The 25,529-nt window shown below is 70.2% G+C and carries 19 protein-coding genes; 7 read left to right on the top strand and 12 right to left on the bottom strand.

The window, feature by feature from the left end:
- Positions 1–143 precede the first annotated feature (143 nt).
- Complete coding sequence (locus ACIF9R_RS30895; RefSeq protein WP_399985698.1) at positions 144–437, bottom strand: hypothetical protein; 294 nt, start codon at positions 435–437, stop codon at positions 144–146.
- Positions 438–579: 142 nt separating this feature from the next.
- The gene (locus ACIF9R_RS30890; protein ID WP_399985697.1) at positions 580–1,539 is read right to left on the bottom strand and encodes an EamA family transporter; all 960 of its coding nucleotides are present in this window, start codon (positions 1,537–1,539) and stop codon (positions 580–582) included.
- A gap of 140 nt (positions 1,540–1,679) precedes the next feature.
- Between ACIF9R_RS30890 and ACIF9R_RS30885 the strand changes: the two genes are divergently transcribed.
- The 3 genes from ACIF9R_RS30885 (at position 1,680) to ACIF9R_RS30875 (ending at position 5,636) form a co-directional block, all read left to right on the top strand.
- Positions 1,680–2,597 (top strand): LysR family transcriptional regulator, encoded by a 918-nt coding sequence (locus ACIF9R_RS30885; RefSeq protein WP_399985696.1) that lies wholly within the window; start codon positions 1,680–1,682, stop codon positions 2,595–2,597.
- A gap of 378 nt (positions 2,598–2,975) precedes the next feature.
- Positions 2,976–4,820: a glycoside hydrolase family 3 protein gene (locus ACIF9R_RS30880; protein WP_399985695.1), complete on the top strand. Its 1,845-nt coding sequence runs from the start codon at positions 2,976–2,978 to the stop codon at positions 4,818–4,820.
- Between the two features lie 156 nt (positions 4,821–4,976).
- The gene (locus tag ACIF9R_RS30875) at positions 4,977–5,636 is read left to right on the top strand and encodes a hypothetical protein (RefSeq protein ID WP_399985702.1); all 660 of its coding nucleotides are present in this window, start codon (positions 4,977–4,979) and stop codon (positions 5,634–5,636) included.
- Between the two features lie 133 nt (positions 5,637–5,769).
- Here the strand turns inward: ACIF9R_RS30875 and ACIF9R_RS30870 are convergent, their stop codons facing one another.
- The 4 genes from ACIF9R_RS30870 to ACIF9R_RS30855 all read right to left on the bottom strand — a co-directional run bounded on the left by ACIF9R_RS30870 (position 5,770) and on the right by ACIF9R_RS30855 (position 12,679).
- The gene (locus tag ACIF9R_RS30870; RefSeq protein WP_399985694.1) at positions 5,770–7,203 is read right to left on the bottom strand and encodes a S28 family serine protease; all 1,434 of its coding nucleotides are present in this window, start codon (positions 7,201–7,203) and stop codon (positions 5,770–5,772) included.
- A 98-nt stretch (positions 7,204–7,301) separates the two neighbouring features.
- A complete protein-coding gene (locus ACIF9R_RS30865) occupies positions 7,302–7,688 on the bottom strand; it encodes a hypothetical protein (RefSeq protein WP_399985693.1) in 387 nt (128 codons plus the stop codon).
- Positions 7,689–7,845: 157 nt separating this feature from the next.
- Positions 7,846–11,553 (bottom strand): ABC transporter ATP-binding protein, encoded by a 3,708-nt coding sequence (locus ACIF9R_RS30860; protein ID WP_399985692.1) that lies wholly within the window; start codon positions 11,551–11,553, stop codon positions 7,846–7,848.
- A gap of 178 nt (positions 11,554–11,731) precedes the next feature.
- Positions 11,732–12,679, bottom strand: coding sequence for an SDR family NAD(P)-dependent oxidoreductase (locus ACIF9R_RS30855; RefSeq protein WP_399985691.1), 948 nt, complete (start codon positions 12,677–12,679; stop codon positions 11,732–11,734).
- 109 nt (positions 12,680–12,788) lie between these two features.
- On the opposite strand from ACIF9R_RS30855, the gene ACIF9R_RS30850 reads away from it, so the two are divergent.
- Entirely contained in the window at positions 12,789–13,454 is a 666-nt protein-coding gene (locus ACIF9R_RS30850) for a TetR/AcrR family transcriptional regulator (RefSeq protein ID WP_399985690.1), read from the top strand.
- A 192-nt stretch (positions 13,455–13,646) separates the two neighbouring features.
- Positions 13,647–14,471 carry an endonuclease I family protein gene (locus tag ACIF9R_RS30845; protein WP_399985689.1) on the top strand — a complete coding sequence of 275 codons (825 nt, stop codon included), beginning with the start codon at positions 13,647–13,649 and terminating at the stop codon, positions 14,469–14,471.
- 48 nt (positions 14,472–14,519) lie between these two features.
- On the opposite strand, the gene ACIF9R_RS30840 is transcribed toward ACIF9R_RS30845, so the two are convergent.
- The 4 genes from ACIF9R_RS30840 to ACIF9R_RS30825 form a co-directional block, all read right to left on the bottom strand.
- The gene (locus tag ACIF9R_RS30840; protein ID WP_399985688.1) at positions 14,520–15,299 is read right to left on the bottom strand and encodes a M48 family metallopeptidase; all 780 of its coding nucleotides are present in this window, start codon (positions 15,297–15,299) and stop codon (positions 14,520–14,522) included.
- A 4-nt stretch (positions 15,300–15,303) separates the two neighbouring features.
- Positions 15,304–18,876: a type I restriction endonuclease subunit R gene (locus ACIF9R_RS30835; protein WP_399985687.1), complete on the bottom strand. Its 3,573-nt coding sequence runs from the start codon at positions 18,874–18,876 to the stop codon at positions 15,304–15,306.
- A 159-nt stretch (positions 18,877–19,035) separates the two neighbouring features.
- Positions 19,036–19,392, bottom strand: coding sequence for a hypothetical protein (locus ACIF9R_RS30830; protein ID WP_399985686.1), 357 nt, complete (start codon positions 19,390–19,392; stop codon positions 19,036–19,038).
- On the bottom strand, positions 19,389–19,742 hold the full coding sequence (locus ACIF9R_RS30825) for a hypothetical protein (RefSeq protein ID WP_399985685.1): 354 nt from the start codon (positions 19,740–19,742) through the stop codon (positions 19,389–19,391). The genes ACIF9R_RS30830 and ACIF9R_RS30825 overlap by 4 nt, the downstream gene beginning before the upstream one ends.
- A 207-nt stretch (positions 19,743–19,949) precedes the next feature.
- Here ACIF9R_RS30825 and ACIF9R_RS30820 point away from each other — a divergent pair, with 207 nt between their 5' ends.
- Both ACIF9R_RS30820 and ACIF9R_RS30815 read left to right on the top strand, forming a co-directional pair.
- Positions 19,950–21,299 (top strand): tol-pal system YbgF family protein, encoded by a 1,350-nt coding sequence (locus ACIF9R_RS30820; RefSeq protein WP_399985684.1) that lies wholly within the window; start codon positions 19,950–19,952, stop codon positions 21,297–21,299.
- 68 nt (positions 21,300–21,367) lie between these two features.
- Positions 21,368–21,589: a DUF397 domain-containing protein gene (locus ACIF9R_RS30815; protein ID WP_399985683.1), complete on the top strand. Its 222-nt coding sequence runs from the start codon at positions 21,368–21,370 to the stop codon at positions 21,587–21,589.
- A 58-nt stretch (positions 21,590–21,647) separates the two neighbouring features.
- On the opposite strand, the gene ACIF9R_RS30810 is transcribed toward ACIF9R_RS30815, so the two are convergent.
- Together ACIF9R_RS30810 and ACIF9R_RS30805 are read right to left on the bottom strand one after the other, a co-directional pair.
- Entirely contained in the window at positions 21,648–22,871 is a 1,224-nt protein-coding gene (locus ACIF9R_RS30810; protein ID WP_399985682.1) for a restriction endonuclease subunit S, read from the bottom strand.
- Entirely contained in the window at positions 22,864–25,482 is a 2,619-nt protein-coding gene (locus tag ACIF9R_RS30805) for an N-6 DNA methylase (protein ID WP_399985681.1), read from the bottom strand. Before ACIF9R_RS30805 ends, ACIF9R_RS30810 begins: the two co-directional genes overlap by 8 nt.
- Positions 25,483–25,529: the final 47 nt, after the last annotated feature.

Below are 25,529 nucleotides of genomic sequence, written 5' to 3'. Positions count from 1 at the left end.
GGGGGGGCGTCGCGGGGGCCGCGGGGGGGTCTAGCTGGGGGCGGGGGTGTTACCTGTTGCCGGGGGGGGGGGGGGCGGCCCGCGGGCGGGCGGGGGGGGGGGGCCCGCCCCCCGGGGCCCGCCCCCACGACCACCGGTCGCGCTTACAGAACCTGGAAGCCGTACACGAGGTAGGTGTCAGCGCCCGTGAAGGGGGCCGTCGTGTAGGGCTCGAGCACGTTGACCTTCCAGCCCATGCCCGCGCTCCAGAAGACGACCACCTCGTTGGCGCCCGAGGAGAAGGAGGTGACGCCGTACTGATCGACCGGGACACCGCCGGGGTTCTCCCAGCACCTGGCGTGCTCGGCGCCGTTCTCCACGTACGTCATCCTGACGGCGCTGTCGCCGGTGCCGCAGTCGATCTCGTCGGTGGCGAAGGCGGGTGCTGCCGGAAGCACGGCAGTCAGTGCGGCGGCCGTCAGGGCACTTATCGCTAGTCGCTTGGACCGGCTCTTCATCTGTTTCGGTTCCCTTCCGACGGAGTCCGGGGGGCGAATGGCGACTACATCTTCAGTGGCCGACAAGCAGGTATTCAAGTGTTCAACGAAATTTGGCGTGACTTGATCGCTCAAGGACTCCCGATCCGCTCCCCTCGCGTCCGGCGGCGGGGGCGTCGGCAGCGGGCCGTGGCCTCGGTCCCCCCGGCCGCCGAAGCGTCACCGACGCCAGTGCCACTCCGCCCACCAGCAGGGCCGCCGCCCTCCACCGCAGCGGGGTCATGGACTCCCCCAGGAAGAGGGCGGCCGAGGACATGCCGAAGACGGGGACGAGGAGGGAGAAGGGGGCGACCGTGGAGGCGGGGTGGCGGCGCAGGAGCCAGCCCCAGGCGCCGAAGCCGAAGACCGTGGCGACCCAGGCCACGAAGAGGACCGTGCCCGCGCCCTGCCAGTCCAGGGAGCGGAGCGCGTCCAGGTCCCGTGCCGGGCCCTCCAGGAGCAGGGAGAGCGCGAGAAGGGGGAGGACCGGGACGGTGCTCACCCAGATCATGAAGTTCAGGGCGTCCGGGGGTGCCGCCCTGCGGGTGAGGATGTTGGAGACGCCCCAGCAGGCGGCCGCCGCGACGACCAGGGCGAAACCGAGCAGGGGGCCCGACGTGCCCTCGTCGACCGCCGCCACGCCGATCCCGGCCAGCGCCACCGCCATGCCGGCCAGCCGGATCCGGGAGGGGCGTTCGCCGAGGAGCGCGAAGGCGAACAGGGCGGTGAACACCGCCTGGATCTGGAGCACCAGGGAGGACAGCCCGCCCGGCATCCCCGCGTCCATGCCGACGAACAGCAGGCCGAACTTGGCCACCCCGAGCGCCAGTCCCACCCCCACGATCCACTTCCACGCCACCTTGGGCCGCCCCACGAGGAACACCGCGGGCAGCGCCGCGACGAGGAAGCGCAGGGCGGAGAAGAGCAGCGGCGGGAAGTGGTCGAGCCCGACCTCGATGACGGTGAAGTTCACTCCCCAGACGGCGGTGACGAGGACGGCGAGGAGGACGTGGGCAGGTCGCATACGTCGAGGATCACCGCCCACCACAGTTCAGCACCAGCGATGATTCCTGCATGGTGGGATGAAGCATCGCTAATCTGTGGAGCGTCGTCGATCGACAGCGATGGCGACGACGTGTCGCCGGTTGAACGGGAGTCGCCGTCATGCTCGACCTCCAGCGTCTGCGCGCCCTGCACGCCGTCTCGGTGCACGGCACCGTCGGTGCCGCCGCCGTGGCGCTCGGATACACCTCCTCCGCCGTGTCCCAGCAGATCGCCAAGCTGGAGCGGGAGACCCGGACGGTGCTGCTGGAGCGGGAGGGGCGGGGCGTGCGGCTGACCGACGAGGCGCATCAGCTGGTGCGGGCCGCGCGGGAACTGATCGCGATCGTGGAGCGGGCGGAGACGGAGCTGGAGGAGCGGCGCGGGGTGCCGGCCGGACGGCTGACCGTCGCCGCGTTCGCGTCGGCGGCGCGCGGGCTGATGCCGGCCGTGCTGGCGGACCTGGCCCGCCGGCATCCCGCGCTCGACACCCGGCTGACCGAGATCGATCCCCATCTCTCCGTGGACCTGGTCGCCAAGGGCGCCGTCGACCTGGTGGTCGCGCACGACTGGGACATCGCTCCGCTGCCCGCCCCCGCGGGAGTGGAACAGACGGTCATCGGCGACGACCTGTGCGATCTGCTCGTACCCGTGGGTCACCCCTTCGCGGGGCGCACGGCGGTGCGGCGGGAGGAGCTGGGCGGGGAGCGGTGGATCTGCCAGCCACCGGGCCGGGTCTGTCACGAGTGGCTGGTGCGCACCCTGCGCGCGGCCGGGCACGAGCCGGAGATCGTCCACCAGGCCGACGAGAACCCCACCCTGGTCGCGCTGGTCGCGGCCGGTCTGGGCATCGCGCTGATCCCCCGGCTGGGGCGCGGCCCGCTGCCCGAGGGGGTGGTGGAGGTGCCGCTCGACCCCATGCCCGTACGGCGGTTGTACGCGCTGTGGCGGACGGGGGCGGCGCGCCGTCCGGCGATCGCGGAGACGGTCCGCACGCTGGGCGAGCACTGGCCCGCGGTGTCGGCGCACACGCCCCGCTGAACCCTCGCGCCTCCTCTGTCCCCACGTGGGGGACTGTCACCGGAATCGAGGCCGGTCCGGGAACCCGTCCGTGCTGCGGGCCGTCCCATGGGCAGGCTGCCGGACGAGTCCGAACGTGGCGCGGTGCCGGCCCTCGCGCCCGCCGCGATCGCCGGCCACCCCTCTCCGCCGCGCCACGCCCGGCAGCAGGCCGTCATCGGCGCGCACCCTCCCGCCATGCCGATGACGGCCCCTCACCGGTTGCCGCGCAGTCCCTTGACTGGCAGAAACTTCCCGGATATTGCTGACGTCCTGGCAGTTTCCTTCACGGCGACTTCCAGAGGATGTCCTTCCGTGGATCCCCGGTCCCCCGCGGACCACCTTCCAAAGGAGCGCAACGTGCCCGACAGCAGCACCGGAAGCACGGGAAGCACAGCACGTCCGTCCAGACGTACCGTCCTCGCCGCGACGGCGGGCGTCACCACCGCCGTGGCGACCGGTGGCGCCGCCCACGCGGCCACCGGCCCGCACGGCCCCGACGACAGAAAGCTGCGCGCCCTCATCTCCCGTATGACGCTGGAGGAGAAGGTCGGCCAGCTGTTCGTGATGCGGGTCTACGGGCACTCCGCCACCGAGCCGGACCAGGCCGACATCGACGCCAACCTGAAGGAGATCGGTGTGCGCACGGCCGCCGAACTGCTCGCCAGGTACCGGGTCGGCGGCATCATCTACTTCGCCTGGGCGCACAACACCCGCTCCCCGCACCAGATCGCGGACCTGTCCAACGGCATCCAGAAGGCCTCCCTCGACCTGCCGCGCGGACTGCCCGTGCTCATCTCCACCGACCAGGAGCACGGCATCGTGGCCCGCGTGGGCGAGCCCGCCACCCTGTTCCCGGGGGCGATGGCGGTCGGCGCGGGCGGTTCACGGTCCGACGCCCGCACCCTCGGCCGGGTCGCCGGCCGCGAACTGCGCGCGATGGGCATCCGTCAGAACTACTCCCCGGTGGCCGACGTCAACGTCAACCCGGCCAACCCGGTCATCGGCGTCCGCTCCTTCGGCTCCGACCCGGAGGCGGTCGCGGATCTCGTCGCGGCGGAGGTCAAGGGCTACGAGTCGTCCGGCGTCGCCTCGACGGCCAAGCACTTCCCCGGACACGGCGACACCGTCACCGACAGCCACGACGAACTGCCCTACATCCACCACACCCGCGAGCAGTGGGAGGAGCTGGACGCGCCGCCGTTCCGGGCGGCGATCGCCGCGGGCATCGACTCGATCATGACCGCCCACATCGTGGTGCCGTCCCTCGACGGCGCCGAGGACCCGGCGACCCTCTCCCACCCGATCCTCACCGGCATCCTGCGCGAGGAACTGGGCTACGACGGGGTGGTGGTCACCGACTCCCTCGGCATGGAGGGCGTACGGACGAAGTACGGCGACGACCGGGTGCCGGTGCTGGCGCTGAAGGCGGGCGTGGACCAGTTGCTCAACCCGCCCTCCCTGGACGTGGCCTGGAACGCGGTCCTGACGGCCGTTCGGGACGGCGAACTGTCCGAGGCCCGGCTCGACGCGTCGATCCTGCGGGTGCTGCGGCTGAAGGCGCGCCTCGGCCTGTTCACGGACCCGTACGTCTCCCACGCCGGCGTCGACCGCACCGTCGGCACCCGGGCGCACCTGGCCACCGCCGACCGGATCACCGAGCGCACCACCACCCTGCTGGTCAACGAGGGCGGCCTGCTGCCGCTGTCCCGGCGCAGTCGGCCCAGGCTGCTCGTGGTCGGCGCCGATCCGGCCTCCCCGTCCGGTACGACGGGACCGCCGACCGGGGTCCTCGCGGGCGCGCTGACCGAGCTGGGCTTCACCGCCACCGCCCTGTCCACCGGTACGGCACCGTCCGCGGCGACCGTCGCCAAGGCGGTGGCGGCGGCCCAGGAGGCGGACGCGGTGATCGTCGGGACGTACAACGTCAGCGCGGCCGGCAGCCAGAAGACACTCGTCGAGCAGCTGCTGGCCACCGGCAGGCCGGTCGTCGCGGTCGCGCTCCGCAACCCCTACGACGTGGCCCAGCTGCCCGGAGTACGGGCGTACCTGGCCTCGTACTCCTGGACGGACGTCGAGGTGCGGGCGGCGGCCCGGGTGATCGCGGGCAAGGTGAACCCGCGCGGCACGCTGCCGGTCCCGGTGCAGCGGGCCGACGACCCGGCGACGGCGTTGTACCCGGTCGGGTACGGGCTGAGGTTCTAGCCACGTACGGACGAGCGACACCCGTACACGACCGGTCGTAGCACGCGTACGTCACACACCCGGCGCACCGTACCCAATGTGCGCAAAACATCCCTGAACCGCTGGCGGTGCCCGGTCCGCCGGGGCACGCTGGGCGGGGGTGTCCGGGGGATGACGATGCGCGTGAGAGCCAGGTGGCGGGCGACGGCCCTGCGCGCGGCGGTGTGCGCGGTGCTGCTCGCCGGCTGCCAGAGCGCGCCGGGCGGCGGGGCCGGGGAGGCGGGACGGCTGGAGGGGCCGGGGGCGGCGGTGTCACCGGCGCCGGTCCGGCCGTCCGGGTACGGGGCGGTGTTCCTCGCGCTCGGCGAATGCAGTTCCTTCGGCCGGACCAGTTTCACCGAGGTGTCCTGCGCCGGTGAACGCGCGGCGGCCCGGGTGATCGCCCGGCACGACGGGACGGTGCGCGAGGGGCCGCGCTGCCCGGCGACCACGGACTTCGTGCTGCACATCGGCGAGCAGCGGCCTTCCCCCGCGGGAGCCGGCGGCAGGGACGGCGACGGGACGGTGCCGCGCGGCTACGCCTGTATGCGTCACCTCCAGCCGCCGCACCCCGGGGACCCGGGCGGCGGGGGCGGGCCGCGCACCGTCGTCGGCGACTGCGTCTACGACCTGGGGAGCGGCAAGGTCCGCGAGACCGCCTGCGACGGCAGCGGCGAGCACGCACCGGAGTTCGAGGTGACGAAGGCCGTGGACACCCGGGCGGAATGCCCGGCGTCCACGGCCCTCTACGTCCGGCTCGGCGGTACCACACCGGTGGGCTGCGCCCGCCCGGTGTAATCCCGCGCGGTGCGCTCCGGACCGGCATGGCACCGCGCGGTGCACTCCGGACCGGTGTGATCCCGCGCGGTGCGCTCCGGTCCGGCGTGGCCCCGTGCGGTGCGCTCCGGACCGGCGTGGCCCCGTGCGGGCCTTACGGCCGCAGCGTGCGCTGCTGTTCGACGTCCCGCTGGTCGAGCTTCGCGTCGAACCTCGCCAGCGGCTTCGCCGCCGCCGGGTTCTCCTGGACCGCGCTCGGGGTGACGTCCGCCCAGTCGAGGATGCGGGCCGTGGCGAACGCCTTCTCCTCCGCGACCAGACCGGCCACGTTCGCGCCGTGGTTCATGCCGGGCGCGGTGAACACGTACGAGTCACGCGCACCGTGTCCGACACGGAACGGCTCGGCGCCCCACGGGTCGTTCTCGCCGTACACGAACAGCATCTGCCGGGCGTGGTGGCGGACCCAGGTGTCGACGTCCCGCATGACGTACGGCTGGAACCTCATGTCGATCGAGCGGGGCACGAAGTTGCGGGGCGGCTGGTAGCCGTAGCGGATGTACTTCCTCTCGATGTGCGGGAAGTGGATGGTCGGCGCGCCCAGCTGCGTACCGGCCTGGTAGTAGTACGGCGTGTACGGGCTCAGGCCCTGGTCCGTGTAGAACGAGAAGCCGGAGATCGTGTCGACCGAGGTCCAGATCTCCTCGTCGGTGGCGTTCTCGGCGTCCGCCGGGATGTCCGCGCAGTCGGCGAGGGTGCCGTACTGCCAGAAGCCCCACACGTAGTCGAGGACGACGGCCTCGTAGGCCCGGTCCAGGCTGCCGACGGTGTCGAAGGTGTAGCCCTCCTCCGCGGCCAGCGCCCGGTACCTCTCCTGCAGCGGCGCGCGGCGCACCAGCGCCTCGCGCTGCACCCCGTTCAGCCGGTCGCGGCACTCCTTGGTGCCGACCCGCGCGAAGAAGCGGTCGTAGGCGGAATCCTCCCTGTTCACCACGTCGTTGGGGGCGACGTAGGCGACGACACCGTCCATGTCACGCGGGTAGAAGCGCTCGTAGTAGGTGGCGGTCATACCGCCCTTGGAGCCGCCGGTGGAGATCCAGTTCTCGCGGTAGATCTTCTTCAGCGCCGTGAAGATGCGGTGCTGGTCGCTGGCCGCCTGCCAGATGTCCAGCTTCGACCAGTCGGCCGGTTCGGGCCGGGACGGGGTGAAGAAGCGGTACTCCATGGAGACCTGGTTGCCGTCCACGATCTGCGTCGGCTCGGCGCGGCGCGGCGTCGTGGAGACGCTGTAGCCGCCCGTGTAGAAGACGGTCGGCCGTGCGGTGTCCTTGTGCAGCACGGTGATCCGCTGCTGGAACGTGCCCTTGGCGGGCCTGCGGTGGTCGACCGGCTGGGTGTAGTTGAGAACGAAGAAGCGGTACCCGGCGTACGGCTTCTCCTCGATCAGGCTCATGCCCGGAACGGAGAGCAGTCTCTCCTTGATGTCAGTGGTGCCGGTGGTCTCCGGCCCGGCGGCGGTGGCCGCCCCGGCCGTACTCAGTGTGCCTATGAGCACCGTGAGCGCCAGCAGCCATCTGAGCGCCTTGCGCATGCGCACTCCCCTGTGAGACAGATGTGCGCCGGAAGCTATCGGACCAACTCACCCCAGCAACAGGGGTCCTAGGGTTATCCCTCGGTCCGGGGACGGCGTCAGCAGAGGATCCAGCCGGAGCTGACGGACCGTCCGCCCACCGCGCCCTTCACCCACACACAGCGGCGTCCCGCGTGCACGGTCACCGGGCCCGCGTGGTACTTGTAGCGGCCCTCGTCGACCACGGGCCGGCCGCCGCGCGCCCGTACGCTCACCGACATCTTCCGCTCGACGCCCGGCCTCCCGGCGAGGGTGACGGCACAGACGTAGCCGCCCCGCTTGTAGACGACCACGGACCCCGTGGAGAACGGCAGGGTACGTACCTTGCGGCCGGGGCAGTTGGCGGCGGCCTGTGCCTCGGCGGGAGTGGCGACGGCGAGGAGCCCGGCGGCGGTCAGCACCGCAAGGGCCGGCGCGAGCCGGCGGTGTATCGCTGCACTGCCCACAGACGTCCTCCCGTACCGCGCTCAACTGCGTACGCGTGTACGGACGCTTGGCGTAGGCCGGATGGTTGCGCGGGGGCGTCCCACACGGGGGCGTCCCGCACGCCGACGCCTCACACGCCGGCACCTCACACGCCGGCGCCTCTCACGCCGGCGCCTCTCACGCCGGTGCCGGTACGTCCTCGCCGACGAACGTCCGCCACAGCGCGGCGTAGGTGCCGCCGAGCCGGAGCAGTTCCTCGTGGGTGCCGTCCTCCACAATCCGGCCGTGGTCCAGGACGACCACCCGGTCGGCGCGGGCCGCGGTGGTGAGACGGTGCGCGACGACCAGCGTGGTACGACGGCCCGCCAGGCGGTCGGTCGCCTGGTTGACCTGCGCCTCGGTGGCGAGGTCCAGCGCGGCCGTGGCCTCGTCGAGGAGCAGGATGTCCGGGTCGACCAGTTCGGCGCGGGCCAGCGCGATCAGCTGGCGCTGTCCGGCGGAGAGGTTGCGGCCGCGCTCGGCGACCTCGTGGAGGTAGCCGCCCTCCAGCGTGGCGATCATCTCGTGCGCGCCGACCGCGCGGGCCGCCGCCTCGACCTCGGCGTCGGTGGCGTCCGGGCGGCCGTAGGCGATGGCGTCGCGGACGGTGCCCGGGAAGAGGTACGCCTCCTGCGGTACGACGCCGAGCCGGTGCCGGTAGGCGGTGAGGTCCAGGTCCCTGAGGTCCGTGCCGTCGGCGGTGACCCGCCCGCCCGTGGGGTCGTAGAACCGGGCGACCAGCTTGACCAGGGTGGACTTGCCGGCGCCGGTCTCGCCGACGAAGGCGACGGTCTGTCCGGCGGGGATGGTGAGGTCGATGCCGTCGAGCGCCGCCTCGCCGTCCCCGTAGGCGAAGCGCACGTCCTCGAAGGCGATGTCACCGCGCAGGGAGGTGACGGGGAGCGGCTTGTCGGACTGCCGCGTGGAGGTGGGTTCCCGCAGCAGTTCCTGGATGCGGCCCAGCGAGACGGACGCCTGCTGGTAGCCGTCGAAGACCTGGGAGAGCTGCTGCACGGGCGCGAAGAACAGGTCGATGTACAGCAGGTACGCCACCAGCGAGCCGATCGCCAGCGTCCCGTCGTCGACCCGGCCCCCGCCCACGACCAGCACCGCGACGGCCGCGACGGAGGACAGGAACTGCACGAACGGGAAGTACACCGAGATCAGCCACTGCCCCCTGATGCGGGCGCTGCGGTAGCTCGCGCTGCGCTCGGTGAACCGGCGCGCGCCGTCCCGCTCACGGCGGAACGCCTGAAGGATCCGCAGCCCGGACATCGACTCCTGCAGATCGGCGTTGACGCCCGAGACCCGCTCACGGGCCAGTTCGTACGCCTTCACGCTGGCCCGGCGGAAGAAGTAGGTGCCGACGATCAGCGGGGGCAGGGTGGCGAAGACGATCAGGGCGAGCTCGATGTCGATGACCAGCAGGGCGCCCATGATGCCGAAGAAGGTGACCACGGAGACGAACGCCGTGACCAGGCCGGTCTGCAGGAACGTCGACAACGCGTCGACGTCGGTCGTCATCCGGGTGGTGATCCGGCCGGTCAGCTCGCGCTCGTAGTAGTCCAGGCCGAGCCGCTGGAGCTGGGCGAAGATCTTCAGCCGCAGCGCGTACAGGACGCGTTCGCCGGTGCGTCCGGTCATCCGGGTCTCGCCGATCTGCGCCGACCACTGGACGAGCACGGTGAGCAGGCCCAGCAGTGCGGCCGCCCAGACCGCTCCGAGGGCGGCCTGCGTGACGCCCTGGTCGATGCCGTGCCGGATCAGCACCGGCAGCAGCAGGCCCATGCCGGCGTCCACGGCGACCAGGCCGAGGCTGATGAGGAGGGGGGTGCGGAAGCCGCGCAGGAGGCGGCGCAGGCCGTAGGAGTCCTCGGGGCGGACCGCGCGGGCCTCGTCGATGTCGGGGACGTCGTCCGCCGGGGGCAGTGCGTCGACCTGGGCGAGGAGTTCCGGGGTGGCCGGGGCGTCGGACAGGGCGGTGTCCCTGGGTTCGCGGTCGCCGGTCCACAGGCGTGGGGTGACCCCGCGTTCGGCGTCGAACTCGGCGTCCAGTTCCGCGCGGACGGAGGTGTCCTCCTCCTGCGGCCCGGCGGGCGGGGTGTGGCCCGGGGAGACGCCGCCCAGCTCGTCGGGGTCGGTGAGCAGCCGGCGGTAGAGGGCGGAGCGCCGCTGGAGCTCCGCGTGGGTGCCGATGTCGGCGAGCCGGCCGTCGTCGAGGACGGCGATGCGGTCGGCGAGGTTGAGGGTGGAGCGGCGGTGGGCGATCAGCAGCGTCGTACGGCCGCGCATGACGCTCGCCAGCGCCTCGTGGATCTCGTGCTCGACGCGGGCGTCCACGGCGGAGGTGGCGTCGTCGAGGACCAGCAGGCGCGGGTCGGTGAGGATCGCGCGGGCCAGGGCGACGCGCTGGCGCTGGCCCCCGGAGAGGGTCAGTCCGTGCTCGCCGACGCCTGTGTCGTAGCCGTCGGGCAGCTCGCTGATGAACCGGTCGGCCTGGGCGGCCCGGGCGGCGGCGGTGATCTGCTCGTCGGTGGCGTCCGGGCGGCCGTAGGCGATGTTGTTCCGCACGGTGTCGGAGAAGAGGAAGGAGTCCTCGGGGACCAGCCCGATCGCGGCGCGCAGGGACTCGGTGGTCAGCTCGCGGACGTCGTGGCCGCCGACGAGGACGGCGCCGCGTGTGACGTCGTAGAAGCGCGGCAGGAGGAGGGAGACGGTGGACTTGCCGGAGCCGGAGGCGCCGACGACCGCGAGGGTCTCGCCGGGGCGGATCTCGAAGGAGAGGCCGTCCAGGACCGGCCGGCCGGGGTCGTAGCCGAAGGAGACGTCGTCGAACTCGACGGTCGCCGGGGCGTCGGCGGGCAGTTCCTTGGTGCCGTCGGTCAGGGACGGCTCGGTGTCGATCAGTTCCAGCACGCGTTCGGTGCTCGCGCGGGCCTGCTGGCCGACGGTGAGAACCACGGCGAGCATCCGGACCGGGCCGACCAGCTGGGCGAGGTAGGTGGAGAAGGCGACGAACGTGCCCAGCGTGATGTGCCCGCCCACCGCCAGCCAGCCGCCGAGCGCCAGCATCGCCACCTGGCCGAGCGCGGGGACGGCCTGGAGTGCGGGGGTGTAGCGGGAGTTCAGCCGGACGGTGCGCAGCCGCCCCGCGTACAGCCGCCGTCCGACCGCGCGCAGCTTCCCGGCCTCCTGCTCCTCCTGCCCGAAGCCCTTCACCACACGGACGCCGCCGACCGCGCCGTCGACCACGCCGGCGACGGCGCCGGCCTGTGCCTGGGCGTACCAGGTGGAGGGGTGCAGCCGGGTACGGCTGCGCTTGGCGATCCACCACAGGGCGGGGGCGACGGCGAGGGCGACGGCGGTCAGCGGCAGGGACAGCCACGCCATGATGACGAGCGAGATCAGGAACAGCAGCAGGTTGCCGATGGTCATCGGCAGCATGAAGAGCAGGCCCTGGATCAGCTGGAGGTCGCTGGTGGCGCGTCCGACGACCTGCCCGGTGGACAGCTCGTCCTGACGTCTGCCGTCGAGCCGGGTGATCGTGTCGTACATCTCGGTGCGCAGGTCGTGCTGGACGTCGAGGGCGAGCCGGCCGCCGTAGTAGCGGCGGATGTAGGTGAGGACGTAGACGGCGAGCGCGGCGCCGACGAGCAGGCCGGCCCAGGTGGTCATGTCCCTGGTCCTGTCGCCGATCACGTCGTCGATGATCACCTTGGTGATCAGCGGGACCAGCGCCATCACGGCCATGCCGCCGAGGGAGGAGCCGAGTGCGAGGACGACGTCCCTGCGATGACGCCAGGCGTACCCGGTCAGTCGTCCTGCCCATCCCCGTTGCGATGTCACTCGGGTGCCCTCCGCTCGTCCTGATCTACCGCACGGCACCAACGCGATCAGCGGCGGATTTCATCCCTCCGCGACATTCCGGGGAGTACGCGAGGAGCGTAAGGCGGGTCGTCCGGAGGGCGTGGGCGTCAGGGGGACGGGAGCTTCGCCCTTCCGCGACCGGTTTTCTCCGTCCGGGTCACCTCGTGGCGGCCGGGCCGGAGGGGGCGGCGTTCCGGTGGGAGCGGACGGCGGGGAACCGCACCCCGGTGAGGTCCTCGGAGACGGCCCACAGCCGCTGCTGGACGGCGATCTCGTACGAAGCCGGGCTGGAGGTGACCAGCCGGGGGTGGCCCTTGGCCTCCAGGCGTCCGCCGGGACCGTAGTACTGGCCGCCGAGCACGGCGGGGTCGGTGGCGGCGCGCAGGGTCGGCAGCGCGCCCATCGCCGCCGACTGGGCGATCAGCGGCGCGAGCCAGGTGAGCGGGAGCCGGAAGGCCGCGGGGGAGTTGCGGGTGAGTTCGGTGCTGGAGATGCCGGGGTGCGCGGCCACCGCGACGGTGGTGCCGTGCGGGCCGAGCCGGCGCTGCAGCTCGTAGGTGAACATCAGATTGGCCAGCTTGGACTGGCCGTAGGCGGCGGCCCGGCCGTACGACCGCTCCCACTGCAGGTCGTCGAAGTGGATCGCGGCCCGGATGCGGTGGCCGGTGCTGCTGACCGTCACCACGCGGGACCCGGGCACCGGCAGCATCAGGTCGAGCAGCAGCCCGGTGAGCGCGAAGTGGCCGAGGTGGTTGGTGCCGAACTGCATCTCGAAGCCGTCGCGGGTGGTCTGCTTCGGGGTGTACATCACGCCGGCGTTGTTGATCAGCAGGTCGAGCCGGTCGAGCCGGGACCGCAGCGCGTCCGCCGCTGTCCGGACGGAGTCGAGCGAGGCCAGGTCCAGCTCCCGCACGGTCACGTCGCCGGTCATGCGAGCCGCGGCCCGCTCGCCCTTCGCGACGTCACGCACGGCGAGCACCACGGACGCCCCGCGCTCGGCGAGCGCCTTGGCGGTCTCGTACCCCAGTCCCGTGTTCGCGCCGGTCACCACGGCCACCCGCCCGCGCTGGTCCGGGATGTTCGCGGTCGTCCACTTTTCCTTCATGCCAGGCTCCCAGCCGAGTAACGTACCGAAGGTATCTTGCACTCCCGACGCTAAGGTACCGCCGGTACATTGTCAACGTACCGGGGGTACTTAAGTTAGGCTGGCGCTCGTGACATTTCAGCGGGCGCGAACCGAGGAGCAGCGGGAGATACGCAGACGGGCGATCCTCGACACGGCGTCGGCCATGCTCAACGAGATGCCCGTGGCCGCGCTCACCCTGAACGAGCTCAGCCGCCGGGTGGGCCTGGCGAAGCCGAACGTGCTGCGCTACTTCGAGTCCCGCGAGGCCGTGCTGCTGGAACTGCTGGACCGCTTCCTGCGGGAGTGGCTGACGGAACTGGCGGACGAACTGGCCGCCGGCGTCGACGACGATCTGCCCCTGGCCGAGCGCGCGGAGGCGGTGGCCGAGATCCTCAGCCGCTCGCTCTCCGGCCGCATGGCGATGTGCGACCTCTTCGGCGCGCAGGGCAGCGTCCTGGAGCACAACGTCTCCGTCGAGGTGGTGGCGCGCTACAAGCGCGCTTCGCTGGAGCGCCTCACCACCATGACCACCCTGCTGCGGAGGCACCTGCCGGAACTGGGCGAGAAAGCGACGCTGTTCAGCCTGCTGACCATGACCCTGGCCGGCGCGCTGTCGGCGTACGCCACGCCTCCGCCCAGCCTGCTGGCGGCCTACGAGGCCGAGCCCGACCTGGCGCGCTTCCACGTGGAGCCGAGGGAGTCCCTGCAACAGGCCCTGACCATCGGCCTCCTGGGCGCACTCCCCCGCCGCTGACCCCTGCGGACCGCACGTCAGCACCCCGCTCGGTCTCCCCGGGACGGCGCCGACCCGCCGACCCCATGGGCCGCCGCTGCCGGGCGTGACCCGTCACGCAATCGCCACGTTCCCTTCACCTCCCTGACTGCATGTGCATGTCACTCTCGCGGGTATCACCTTCGTGCAACCCGCGTAGATCGGACACCCCACATGCTCGCGATACGCCCACGCCCCCGCCGCCGTACAGCGGTGGCGCTCGCCACGGCCACGCTCCTCGCCGGCCTCTCCGTGCCCGCCCTGACCACCACGACGGCCACGGCCACGACCGCCGCGGTCACGGCGGCGTCCTACGACCCGGCGTACTACGACGACGCCGCCGGCAAGTCCGGCGCCGCCCTCAAGGACGCCCTCCACACGATCATCAGCGACCAGACGAAGATCTCGTACTCGGCGGTCTGGAACGCTCTGAAGGTCACCGACCAGGACCCGAACAACAGCAACAACGTGATCCTGCTGTACTCGGGCATCTCCCGCAGCAAGTCCCTCAACGGCGGCGACACCGGCGACTGGAACCGCGAGCACGTCTGGGCCAAGTCGCACGGCGACTTCGGCACCTCCACCGGCCCCGGCACCGACATCCACCACCTGCGCCCCTCGGACGTCCGGGTCAACTCCATCCGGGGCAACAAGGACTTCGACAACGGCGGCAGCGCCTTCACCGACAGCGGCGGCAGCCTCACCGACTCCGACTCCTTCGAGCCCCGCGACGCCGTCAAGGGCGACGTGGCCCGCATGATCTTCTACATGGCGGTCCGCTACGAGGGCGGCGACGGCTGGGCCGACCTGGAGGTGAACGGCCAGGTCAACAACGGCAGCAACCCGTACATCGGCAAGCTCTCCGTGCTCAAGGCCTGGCACCAGGAGGACCCGCCGGACGCCTTCGAACGGCGCCGCAACGACATCATCCACGCCTCCTACCAGCACAACCGCAACCCGTTCATCGACCACCCGGAGTGGGTCGAGTCGATCTGGTAGGTCTCACCGTGGCTGAACTCCTCTACCGCAAGAGGAGTTCAGCCCGGCTCACCGGACATCACCCATCCAGAGCCGCCGCCCCAGCTCGTCGAGGTCCGCGCGCCGCTCCTCGTACTCGGGCAGCGCGGTCCGCAGCAACCGCCAGAAGTCCTCCCGGTGCCCGGACACCTTCACGTGGGCCAGTTCATGGGCGATGACGTAGTCGATCAAATGCATGGGCAGCTGGAAGAGCGGCCACCCGAGACTCATCAGCCCCTTGGCGCCCGCCCCGGCCTGCGGCGGCCGGTACGAGCCCCATCGGTCCCCCAGGTCCCGCACGTCGAGTTCCGGCTCGGTCACCCCCATGCGGGCCGCCCAGGGCTGAAGCCGCTGTCCCGTCCAGTTCCGGCCGGCCCGGCAGTACCAGTCGACCAGCGCCGCCCGGCCCGCCCGTGGCTCCGCCGCCAGATCCGGACCCATGACAAGGCGCCCCGCGATCAGCCGAACCCCTCCGGTAGCCCCCTCCTCACCGGACACGGCCAGCCGGTACGTCCTCCCCAGATAGCGGAAGACCTCTCCGTCGACGAGCTGCTTGACGGGGCTGAGCGGGCGGGTGCGCTCCCGCTCCCGCCGCTTCGTCAGGAGCCAATCCCGGTGCGCGCGGACGAACTGCTCCGCCTCGGCCGTCGAACGCCCGGCCGGGGTGTGCAGAGTGAGGGTCGCGTCGGCCTCGACTGTCAGTGCGAACCGCTTCCTGCGGGCGCTGGCACGCACCCGCAGAGACAGCCCGTCCACGGTGAGGAGTGCTCCGGAGGCGGGGTCTGTCGAGGGATCGGCCGGCGCGGTCACCCGCCTATTCTCCCCTCGCCCTGCTCCGGAACTGCCGCAGGTTGTCCTGCGCGAAGGACGCCAGGCGCTCGGCCGCGTTCGCCAACGACACCCAGTCCCCGCCGACGGGCCGGACATCGCCACTGAGCAGAACGTCCTGGAGGTCTCCGGCCAGACTGCTGATGTCCTGGTGCTGCCCCTGGTACGACGCCCTGGCCATGACCCCGGTGGCCATGTCGCACACCCTGCCCGTAAGCCGCCTGACGTCCCCGCCGTCGGAGAGCCTGATCCCGGGTGTGTCCTCCAGGATCTGCTCCACCAGCCGGTACACCCGCTGTTCGAGCGGCGTGAGACCGGCGAGTTCCGGGGATTCCTCCTGCTCCTGCCGTGCCTCCTCGATCAGCGGGCCGAACTCCTCGATCTGCTCCTCGAAGCGCCCCGGCATCGTGCGCAGGATCTCCTCCAGTCGCTTGGAGAGTCGCTCGTACTTCGCGGGGTCCTCCCGCTTCGTCCGCTCCTCCAGATGGAAGCGGAGCGCGTGGCCCATCTCCGCCGCCGCCTCCTGCGGCGGCAGCCGCCGCACGGCGTCGTCGAAGGGCAGGGCCGTGAGCGAGACCGGCGGGATGACCTGGTCGATCTCCGGTCCTTCGAGGTGGTCGGCGATCATCGCCCGTACCTTGCGCCCGTACCGACGCAGAGTGAACGTGCCGCCCTCGGCATCCCGGTACAGCCGCCGCACCCGCTTCTGGAGCAGGCTCCAGCGCCGGGCATCCGCCACGTAGTCCAGGGCGTCCTCGTGCGGAAGGACGCGTTCGAGGGTGGCGAGGAACGTGTGCAGCACCTCGTCGAAGGCGAACCGCAGGTCTTCGGGCTCCAAGGCGCGGGCTGCAGGTCCCAGCTTGCCGAGCTGGTCGAGCTGCGCGTCGTCGATGCCGTTGCGCCGCAGGAAGTCGCGGACCTCCTGGGCGGCGGGCCGGAGCTTGTCCACCTCGTAGGACAGATCGCGCATGGTGTCGGTGACGTCGACGTTCCGGTATCCGGCGAGTGCGCTGGAGAGGTGCTCGAAGACGCCGTAGTAGTCGACGACGTAACCGACCTCCTTGCCGGGCGAGGTGCGGTTGACGCGCGCGACGGCCTGAAGCAGCTCGGCGTCCCGGATCGGCCGGTCCAGGTAGAGCACCTGTTCGCGCGGGGCGTCGAAGCCCGTAAGCAGCATGGACTTCACGATCAGGAACGCGATGGGGCTGTCGGGGTGCACGGGGTCGGGCACCGAGGTGGGGAGCGGCGGCGGCTCGCTGTTCGCGGCACCGGACCACGGAGCGTTCATACTGCCGGTGGGATGGGCGGGAGGGGTCGGGGCCTGCGGTGGGTTGAAGGGGGTCACGGCGACCCACTCCGGATCCGGTGCCAGCTCGGGGAACGCCTTCTGGAAGCGCTCGGTGTACGCCTCCTGGCGGCCGGCGTCGGTCCACTCCCTCCATTCTCCCCGCTTGTGGCCGGAACCCGGGGAGATGACGGGAACGAAGTCGATCCGCCGCAGCAATGCCCGGAACTGGTGAGCCTGGTGGAGATAGCGCTGTCTGGCGGACAGCTTCTCCAGCGGTGTCCCCGTCACCGACTCCGGGTCGAACCCGGCCAGCTGCGCCAGCAGTTCGTCGCGGGCCTTGCGCAGGGCGTGGTGGTACTGCACGGCCGCCTTCCGGCTGACGGCAGCGACCTGTGCCTTGAAGCCGCCGGGCAGCACGGTGGTCACCCAGTGCTCCAGCATGTCCTCGGCCTTCGCCTCGATCATGGGAACGGACTCGGTGACGTCCCGCTCGGTGGGCCACCGCTTGAGCAGCGCGGCCCGCTCCTCGGGGGTGCGGTCCCGGACGAGGTCGTCGAACCCCTTGTCGAGGACTTCCCCGTCACGGACCTCGCCCTCCCCCGTCCGTCCCTCATAGCGGATACGGACGACGACGCCGTCGTGCTCGGCGTCCTCCATCCGGTACTCGTCGAGGAAGCCCCGCGGCGAGTCGCCCCGCCCGAAGATCCGGCGTGTGTCCTCCTCGCGCCCGGTGATGATCGGCGTACCCGTGAACCCGATCTTGGCGGCGTTCGGGATCGCCTTGCGCAGGGCGGCGTGCAGGACGCTGGTGTGGGAGCGGTGTGCCTCGTCGACGAGGACGAGCATGTGCGGTGAGGTGTTGCACTCGGGGAAGTTCGGTACCGGGCCGGGGGTCTCGTCCTCACTCCGGCCTGCTCCCCCTCCCGTCAGATCCCGGTCGTCCCCGGTGCCTTCCGCGTCCCCGGCGAAGGAGAAGCCGGTCCCGTACTTCTGGATCATGCCGAAGACGACACGCCGCCCGCCGTCGCGCAGCAGCCCTTCCATCTGCGTCCGGGTCTTCGCCGTCTCGACATCGGACTCGCTGAGTTTCAGCGTCCGCGAGAGCTGGGTCTGCAACTGGGTGCGGTCGGTGACCACGACCACCATGAACTCGCTGAGCCGATGGTGCAGATGCACGCGCCGCACCAGGAACGTCATGGTCAGCGACTTGCCGGAGCCCTGCGTGTGCCAGATGACACCGCCGCGCTCGTCCTCGGTGTCATGCCCGGCACGGGCCCGCCCGGTCAGCAGTCTGCGTACGGCCTTCTCGGCGGCCCGGTACTGCTGGTGCCGGGCGACGGCCTTCACGGTCCGTACAGCCCCGCCGCGCGCGTCCGACTCGATGGCCATCGGGATCACGTAGTGCCGTACGACGTTGAGCAGGGCGGCCGGCCGCAGGACCACACCGACGAGCTTCTGCTGCTCGCCGAGCGGCGGGGGCGCGGCCGGGTCGGCGCCGTCCGCGAGCAGTCCGGCGGTACGCAGTTCCCGCCGCAGTGTGCTCTCCTCCTCCGGTTCGACGCTGCGCCACGGGTGGAAGTGCTCGGGCTCGGAGGTGACGGTCCCCAGGTAGGCGGTCTCGCCGGTCGCGGCGACGAGGAGCTGCACGGTCCGGAACAGTTCCGGCACACCGGCGGGGACCGGAGTAACGGTGGCGTCGAGGTCCGGAACGGGGTTCCCGGCGTAGTGCCGGAGATCGAGCACGGCGCTGCGGACGGGCTCGGCGAGATCGGGGCTCTTGCACTCGACGGCGACGAGCGGGATGCCGTTCACGAAGAGGACGAGGTCGAGTATCGACAGCTCCCCGGAGCGGCTGCGCACGCGGAGCTGGTCGACGACGGTGAAGGTGTTGCGCGTGACGAGGTCCGGATGCCACTCGACGTACTGGACGGTGGCGGACGGACCACCGTGCGCGGCGGAGGGCGAGGGCAGCGTCCAGCCGTGGAGCAGCATGTCGGTGGCGGCGAGGTTCGCCTGAACGACGCCGCTGCCGAGGGAGAGGGAGGCCAGCTCGTTGACCGCCCGCTGGATGTCGTCGTCACCCATCCAAGGCTGACCGTCACCACCCCGGAGGTTGATCCGCCGTAGCGCGGGCGCGAGTTGGTCGACGAGTAACGGCCGGGCCGCGTCAAGCGTGTCCAACTCCGCGCCCGGGACGTGCGTCCACCCCATGGCCTCCAACTGCGCGACTAACGGCCGCTCCACCTCGTCCCGCTCGACGTGCACCACCACAGCCCCGCGCCTCTCCGTACGTCCCGCCGTTCCCCGGAGATCCATTCTGTGCCCAGGGAGCGGGGTGAGGGGAAGGGATCCAGGCACGGGACATGGACGAGCGCGCGGACGTATGGAACTTTGTGCTGGTACGTCCGCACGCTCGGTGGAGGCGGGGGGTCAGGCGCCGGGATCCTCCTCAGGAACCTCGTCGTCATCATCGTCCGGGACGGGGAGGCGGGCGCCCCGGCTGCGGGCGATGCGGTGCACGTCGTGCAGGGATTCGGTCAACCGGGCCGCCAGGACACGGAGTTGAGGCTCGGTGGCCTTGGCGTCATCGAGGAGATCGGCGGCATGGTCGAGGAGGTCGCCGGCCATGCCGAGCTGGACGGCCTCGACGTTGTCGGCGACGCGGGAGAGAGGCCCGGTGCCGGAGGCGTCGGCGACGAGGTAGCAGGGGTTGCCTTCGGGGTTGGACCAGGGGAGGAGGCGGGGGCGGGTGGTTGTGGTGGCGGCGTCGTGGCTCTTGTAGATCATGCGACGGCCACCTTGGTGGCGTGGCTCCGCCGGGAGCCGACGTCGACACGGTGGATGCGCCGTGGCCCTACGTCGACGCCGTGCACGGCGAGCCAGAGGACTCGTCGCCGGGCGCGCTGTCGTTTGGCCTGCTCGCGTTGCTCGTGGGCGAGGAGGTAGGGGCGGACGAGCGGGGAGTCCTCCCCACGGAGGAGGGCCTCGTGCGGGGAGGGGCGGCGGCCGGGTGCGACGGGGGCGGCAAGTACGGGGGCGAGGGATGCCCTGCCCCCGACGGAGTGCCGGTGCCGTCCGGAGGCGGGCCACAGCAGCCGCAGAAGCGGCTCGACGAGGCGAGCGATATGGTGCAACACGTTCTCAACTCCACAGTGGTTGAGGGCCATGCCCCCGGGCCGTCGCAAGCGGTCGCGGGGGTCCTTGCTTTCGGCCGAGATCACTCGGCGCCTGTGCAAGAGGTAACCGCTCGGACACCCTCCGCAGGTACCGTTGGAAGACGGTGGGACCGTGAACACCGTGAACGCCGTCGTTGAACACCATGCAAGCCGTCGGGAGTTGAGGACATGGCACGGAAGCGCACCCCCAACCGCGCCCTGGACAACCTGCTTGACCAGGCACGATGGACCAGGACCCAGCTCGCACAGCAGGTGAACCGCCTCGGCCCCCAGGCAGGACTCGACCTCACGTACGACCGCACCGCAGTCGCGCACTGGATCGCAGGGGTCCAGCCAAAACCTCAGGTCAGGGCGCTGATCGTCGAGGCGCTTTCGGCGCGGCTGGGACGCCCCGTCACCCACGCGGAAGCTGGTCTGAAGCCCGCGCCATCGCTCATGGGCTCCCAAAGCACTGACACTGTCGAGGAGTTGATCGACCTTGGAAGGGCAACCATGGATCCATCCCGCCGCAGCGTGCTGGCTGCCACGGTCTTCTCCGCCGCACTGTCAGTTCCGGCGTTCACCCTCCCCGCGCGAGCAACAGACGACTCGGTGACTCCTGGCAAGAAGACCGTCCGTATCGGTGCTTCACAGGTGCAGTCGATCCGCACCATGACCGACCGGATCGCGGACATCCTCGACGAACTCGGCGCCGGGCACGCGATGCCCATGGCGTCCGCGTTCCTCGTGAACACGGTCGGCCCCTGGCTCCAGGCACAGGCCACGGAACCTGTCCGCAAGGACATGCTGGCCGCCGCGTCCGACCTCACGTACCTGACCGGCTGGATGGCCATGTACGAGAAGGCCCACGGCCTCGGGCAGCGCTACTACGTCCAAGCTCTCGGCCTGGCGCGCGAGGCGGAGGACCACGTCACCTACTGCCGGACCCTACGTGGCATGTCCCTCCAGGCCTCCAACCTAGGGTACGGCGCCAAGGCCCTGGAACTCGCGGACTCCGCAGCAGAGGCAGCCCCCTCTGCGGGCCCGCGTCTCGTGGCGTTCCTACGCGGTCAGCAGGCGCATTCCGCGTCCATGGTGGGCCTGAAGCAACAAGCCCACGCCCGTCTGAAAGAGGCGGAAGACGCACTGTCGAAGGCGGACAATCGCAGAGACGCGATCGGCGGCTACGACCAGACCGCCTATCTCTTCCACGTCTCCCACGTGCTGTACGAGGAGAAGGATTTCGCAGGCTCGATCAAGGCCCTGAAGCAGTCGATCCGCCTCCAGCCGAAACAGGAACGCCAAGGCCGCGTACACGCCTACGCGCTCCTCGCGCAACGTCAGCTACGCGTCGGCCACTTGGACGCAGCCTGCGAGAGCTGGTCACGGTTCCTGGACGAGTACGAACACGTCTCGTCCAACCGCGGTGACGACCATTTCCGGACGATGAGTACGGAACTGCGCCGACACCCGACCTCCAGGCCGGTACGTGAGCTTGCACACCGTGCGCGCAATGTAGCTGCGGCCAAGGCTGCTTGAGGTCCGCAGCGGCAGACGCCGGGAGCGTCGGCGCTTGAGTCAGGCAAGAGCAAAGGACTACGAAACCAGTGAATGATCACACCATTGCCGACGCATCCACCCTGCACGGCTGGCGCAGGTCGAAGTACAGCGGCAACGAAGGCGGCAGCTGCATCGAAGTCCTGGACGGCTACCCGACCGGTGTGCCGGTTCGGGACTCGAAGGCGCCGCAGGGCCCCGCATTGGTCTTCCCGTCGGCTGGGTGGGCGTCGTTCGTTGCAGGGGTCAAGAACGGATACCTCTCCACGTGACTACTCACCGCCACGATTAGTCCGGCCCGCCTTATGGCGCGGGCCGGACGTCGCCCGCTCAGGCCGCCGCAGCGGATACCGCAACCCGTCCCGACAGCAAGTCGTCCACAAGCCCCTGCTTGAGTTCGCGGAGCTTGTTCAGTTCTTCGTTCTCACGCCTGATCTGCTCGTCGCACGCCTCCAGCGTGGCTACGATGCGCCGCTGTTCAGCCAGGTCAACCGGAAGATCGATCTCCACCTCCCGAAGCCGGGATGGATTGACATTCACCTGCTGCACCGCAACCGTCGAAATCGACCGCACCCGCTGCCGAACGAGGGGATGCATCAACCACTCGACGAGGTACTCCGGGGTCAGGCGCTGCAGGTCAGGAACCAGGCGCACCAGGTACGACGCAAAGGTTGCTTTGGGCAGCTCGTCGCGCCACATGCCGGCCTTGCCGACGTGGTCGATGCTATTGGTCCGGTTGAATAGAACATCCTGACGCCGGAGGAGCAGCCGCCTTGGAACTGGCACCGGGCAGTACCGGAGCTCTGTCACGTCGATCTGCCCATCCCGGATATTATTCATCCGCAGAACAGGAACGCCGCCAACGTCCCTGTTAAGCGCTTCCGAGATTCCATATTCGGCCGAGGGCACAACGTCCTTGAGTGGCACGCGAACCCATCCTGACGAAGGCTCTGCTCGGGCAACAGATACCAGTTCTGCCAGCAACGCTCCGCGCCTGACGCTGCGCAGCTTGGCGATCGATACCTCGATTCCACCCTCCACCTCAGCGACACTATCGATCGCCCTAACGATCCGCCGCTGTTCCGCCAAGTTGACTGGGTGCGCGACAAGATGTTCAGCAAACTTGTCCTGCGGCAGATGCGCGATACTCGTCTGCCCCACCGAATCCGTGAACATCTGCCAGCGCGCCGCATAGTTCATGTAATGCAGCATGTATCGGGAATCTATCTGTCCACGGGACCGCAAACGATGCAGCGACTTCTGGAAATAGCATTCCTTGCGATCTCCTTCCCACATCGCCGTCCGCCCGATCTCACCCCCCTCAGTGACAAGCAGGTCACCTGGAATCAGGCGAAATTTCTCGCGCTCAGCCGAGCTGAAACTCATATAGTTCAGTGCTTCAAAATCGATCCTGCCCCACTGAACGTTCTTGTTGGTCAGGTACCGCCGCTGCTCAGGCCCCGCCGATGCTTCCTTACTCAGCATCTTGCCGAGCTGCATGTCAAAAAGATCGCCAACCTTATTCAACGTCCACCCAGGAGACAGCTCACGCATATCCCAGCTCCTTCAGGAACCCGTCCAGCTCTCCGGCCGCCCGTTCCCGCCCCGCCCGAATCTCCCGCAATGAAACGGCGTACTTCTGCTCCCACGTCTCATAGGAAGCCGCCAGCTCCCGCTGCCACCGCACCACATGCCCGTCCAGCTTCGCCGCCAGGTCGTCCCTCAACAGGTCGAGCACCACCCGGCGTTCCCCCTCCGCGTCCAGCTCCTCCCGCGCCTGGAACAACCGCGGCGGTTCCTCCCCCAAGGTCGGCGGGTCGCTCGGGTACGGATACCGATGGAAGTCCGCCTCAAGGCGTTTGATGTCCGCGCCCGCCTTCGTGCGCGCCTTCTTCACCTTCGCAAGCTCAGCCGTGAGCTGAGCCAACTCCTCCTCGCTCAGGGCGACTTCCTTCGAGTCGACCTCACCCTCGGCCGGGTCCCCGTCAGCCTCCGGCTCCTCCCCGCCCCCAGAAAGCCGCGCGCTCAGCTCCTTGAACCGAGCATCAGCCTCCGCCTTACGCGCATCGGCCTCCGCCAGCTTCTCCGGGAACTGCGGAGCAATAGCCGCAACCACCTTGTGGTCGTACGCCTGGCGCCGCTCCGCCGCCGTCCGCGTCCGCAGCTTCTTGGTCCGCGCGTCCTGTTCGGGCGAAAGCATCGTGTCGACGTTCTCGACCCACCCGTCGACAACGCCCCCGAACCCGTTCTCCGACAGCGCGAGCAGGTCGTACTTCGCGTCCCACCACCAACCCGCGACCGCACCTGACAAGGCGTACCTGTCCAGCAACTCCACCCGGCTCAGCCGTTCCACGAACGACCCCATCAACTGCCCCCGCACCGCCATCAACGCGGCCTTGCGCTCGGAGGACGTGGACGAAGCAAGCGATTCAGGCGTGGCAGCCACCGCCTCCAACCGACGGGCAGCCGACTCCTCCCACCACTTGCCGAACTCCGCCCGCATCGCCTCCTCCCGGGGCTGGGCCAGCTCGCCCAGCTCCGGACGGCCCCCCGCAGACTCATCCCGGAAGTCGACGTACGCCGGGTCCGCCGGCTCCCGCTCCACGAACAGGTCGGTCACCCCGATCCCGTACGAGTCGAGCAGCGGCTTCTTCGCCTCGATCTCGGCACGCGGCACCCCGCCCACCAGGTGCGCCCGCACGTCCTGCGGCTCGGGCGGCGGCGTGTTGTCGACGTACCGGCGGATGTTGAGGTTGTCGTCGTTGGCGGCGAGTTCCTCGCGGGCCACGATCCGCGAGAAGCCGGGTACCTCCTCGTACGCGTGGAACGTCGAGACGATCTTCTCGGCGTGCTCGGGGAGCAGAACGTTCTGCGCCCGCTCCGCGTGGAACTCGCGGTCGGCGTTGATGAACAGCACCTTGCCCTCCCGCGCCCGGTCCTTCCGGCCCGGCGGGCGGAGCACCAGGATGCAGGCGGGGATGCCGGTCCCGTAGAAGAGGTTCGGCGCGAGGCCGATGACCGCCTCGATGGCGTCCTTCTCCAGCAGCTCCCTGCGAATGGCCTGTTCACCGCCGCCACGGAACAGCACCCCGTGCGGCATGACCGTGATCACCATGCCGCCGCGAGGGCCCTCCCGCTTGGCCTCCCACAGCATGTGCTGGAGGAACATCAGGTCGGCCTTGCCACGCTCGCTCGTCGCCCCGTACTTGGCACGCTCGGCGGGGTGTGCCAGATCCGCGAAGGCGTAGTCCAGGGAGAACGGCGGATTGCTGAGCACCCCGTCGAAGCGGTCCTCGTCCGAGCGCGGAACGTGCGCCGGTTGCGAGAGCGTGTCCCCGGTGGCCAGGTCGAAGCGGCGCACCCCGTGCAGGACCATGTTCATCGTCGACATGATCCAGGAGCCGGAGTTGGCGTCCTGCCCGGCGAAGAACATCGACGACGTGTCGCCGCCGTGCTCCTCCACGTACTCCGCCGCGTGGATGAGCATGCCGCCCGAGCCGACGCAGGGGTCGTAGATCCTCATGTTCTCGGTGGGCGCGAGGAGTTCGACCATCATCCGGACCACGGCGCGCGGGGTGTAGAACTCGCCGCCCTTGCGTCCGGCCGTGTCCGCGAACTCCTTGATCAGGTACTCGTACGCGGCACCGATCAGGTCGGGGAACTCGAAGTCCTCCGTGCGCAGCCGGATCCGCCCGAAGTGCGCGATGAGGAGTTGCAGGCGCTGGTCGGCGAGCTTGGCCGCGCCGGACGCGGCGCCCGACCCGCCGATGCGGTTGAAGTCGAGATGGTCGAAGAGGCCCTTGAGCTTGCTGTTCTGCCCCTCGAGCGCTTGCAGCGCGGGACGCAGGGTCATCTCGTTGATGTTGTGGCTGGCGGCGGAGACGTTGGCCCAGCGAGCCTCCTCCGGCACATACAGCACATCGCGCTTGCGGTAGGGGCCCGGCTGCTCCAGGTAGCCGGGAAGGTCCTCGTCGCCGAGCTTCAGCTCCTTGACCGCGTACTGCCGGAGCCTGTCCCTGGCCGCCTCGAACTCGTCGTTGGCCCGCTTCAGGAAGAGCAGACCGAAGATGTAGTCCTTGTACTCGGAGGCGTCCATCGTGCCGCGCAGAATGTCCGCGGCGGCCCACAGATGCCGTTCCAGCTGGGCGAGCGTGAGCTTGGCCACGTACGACTCCCTACGACCCGATCTGAGATGACGGAGAGACCTTATGA

Source organism: Streptomyces sp. NPDC086080, assembly GCF_044540255.1.
Lineage (GTDB): Bacteria > Actinomycetota > Actinomycetes > Streptomycetales > Streptomycetaceae > Streptomyces.
Note: the sequence above shows the minus strand (reverse complement) of the source record. Positions and strands in the feature narration are given on the sequence as shown.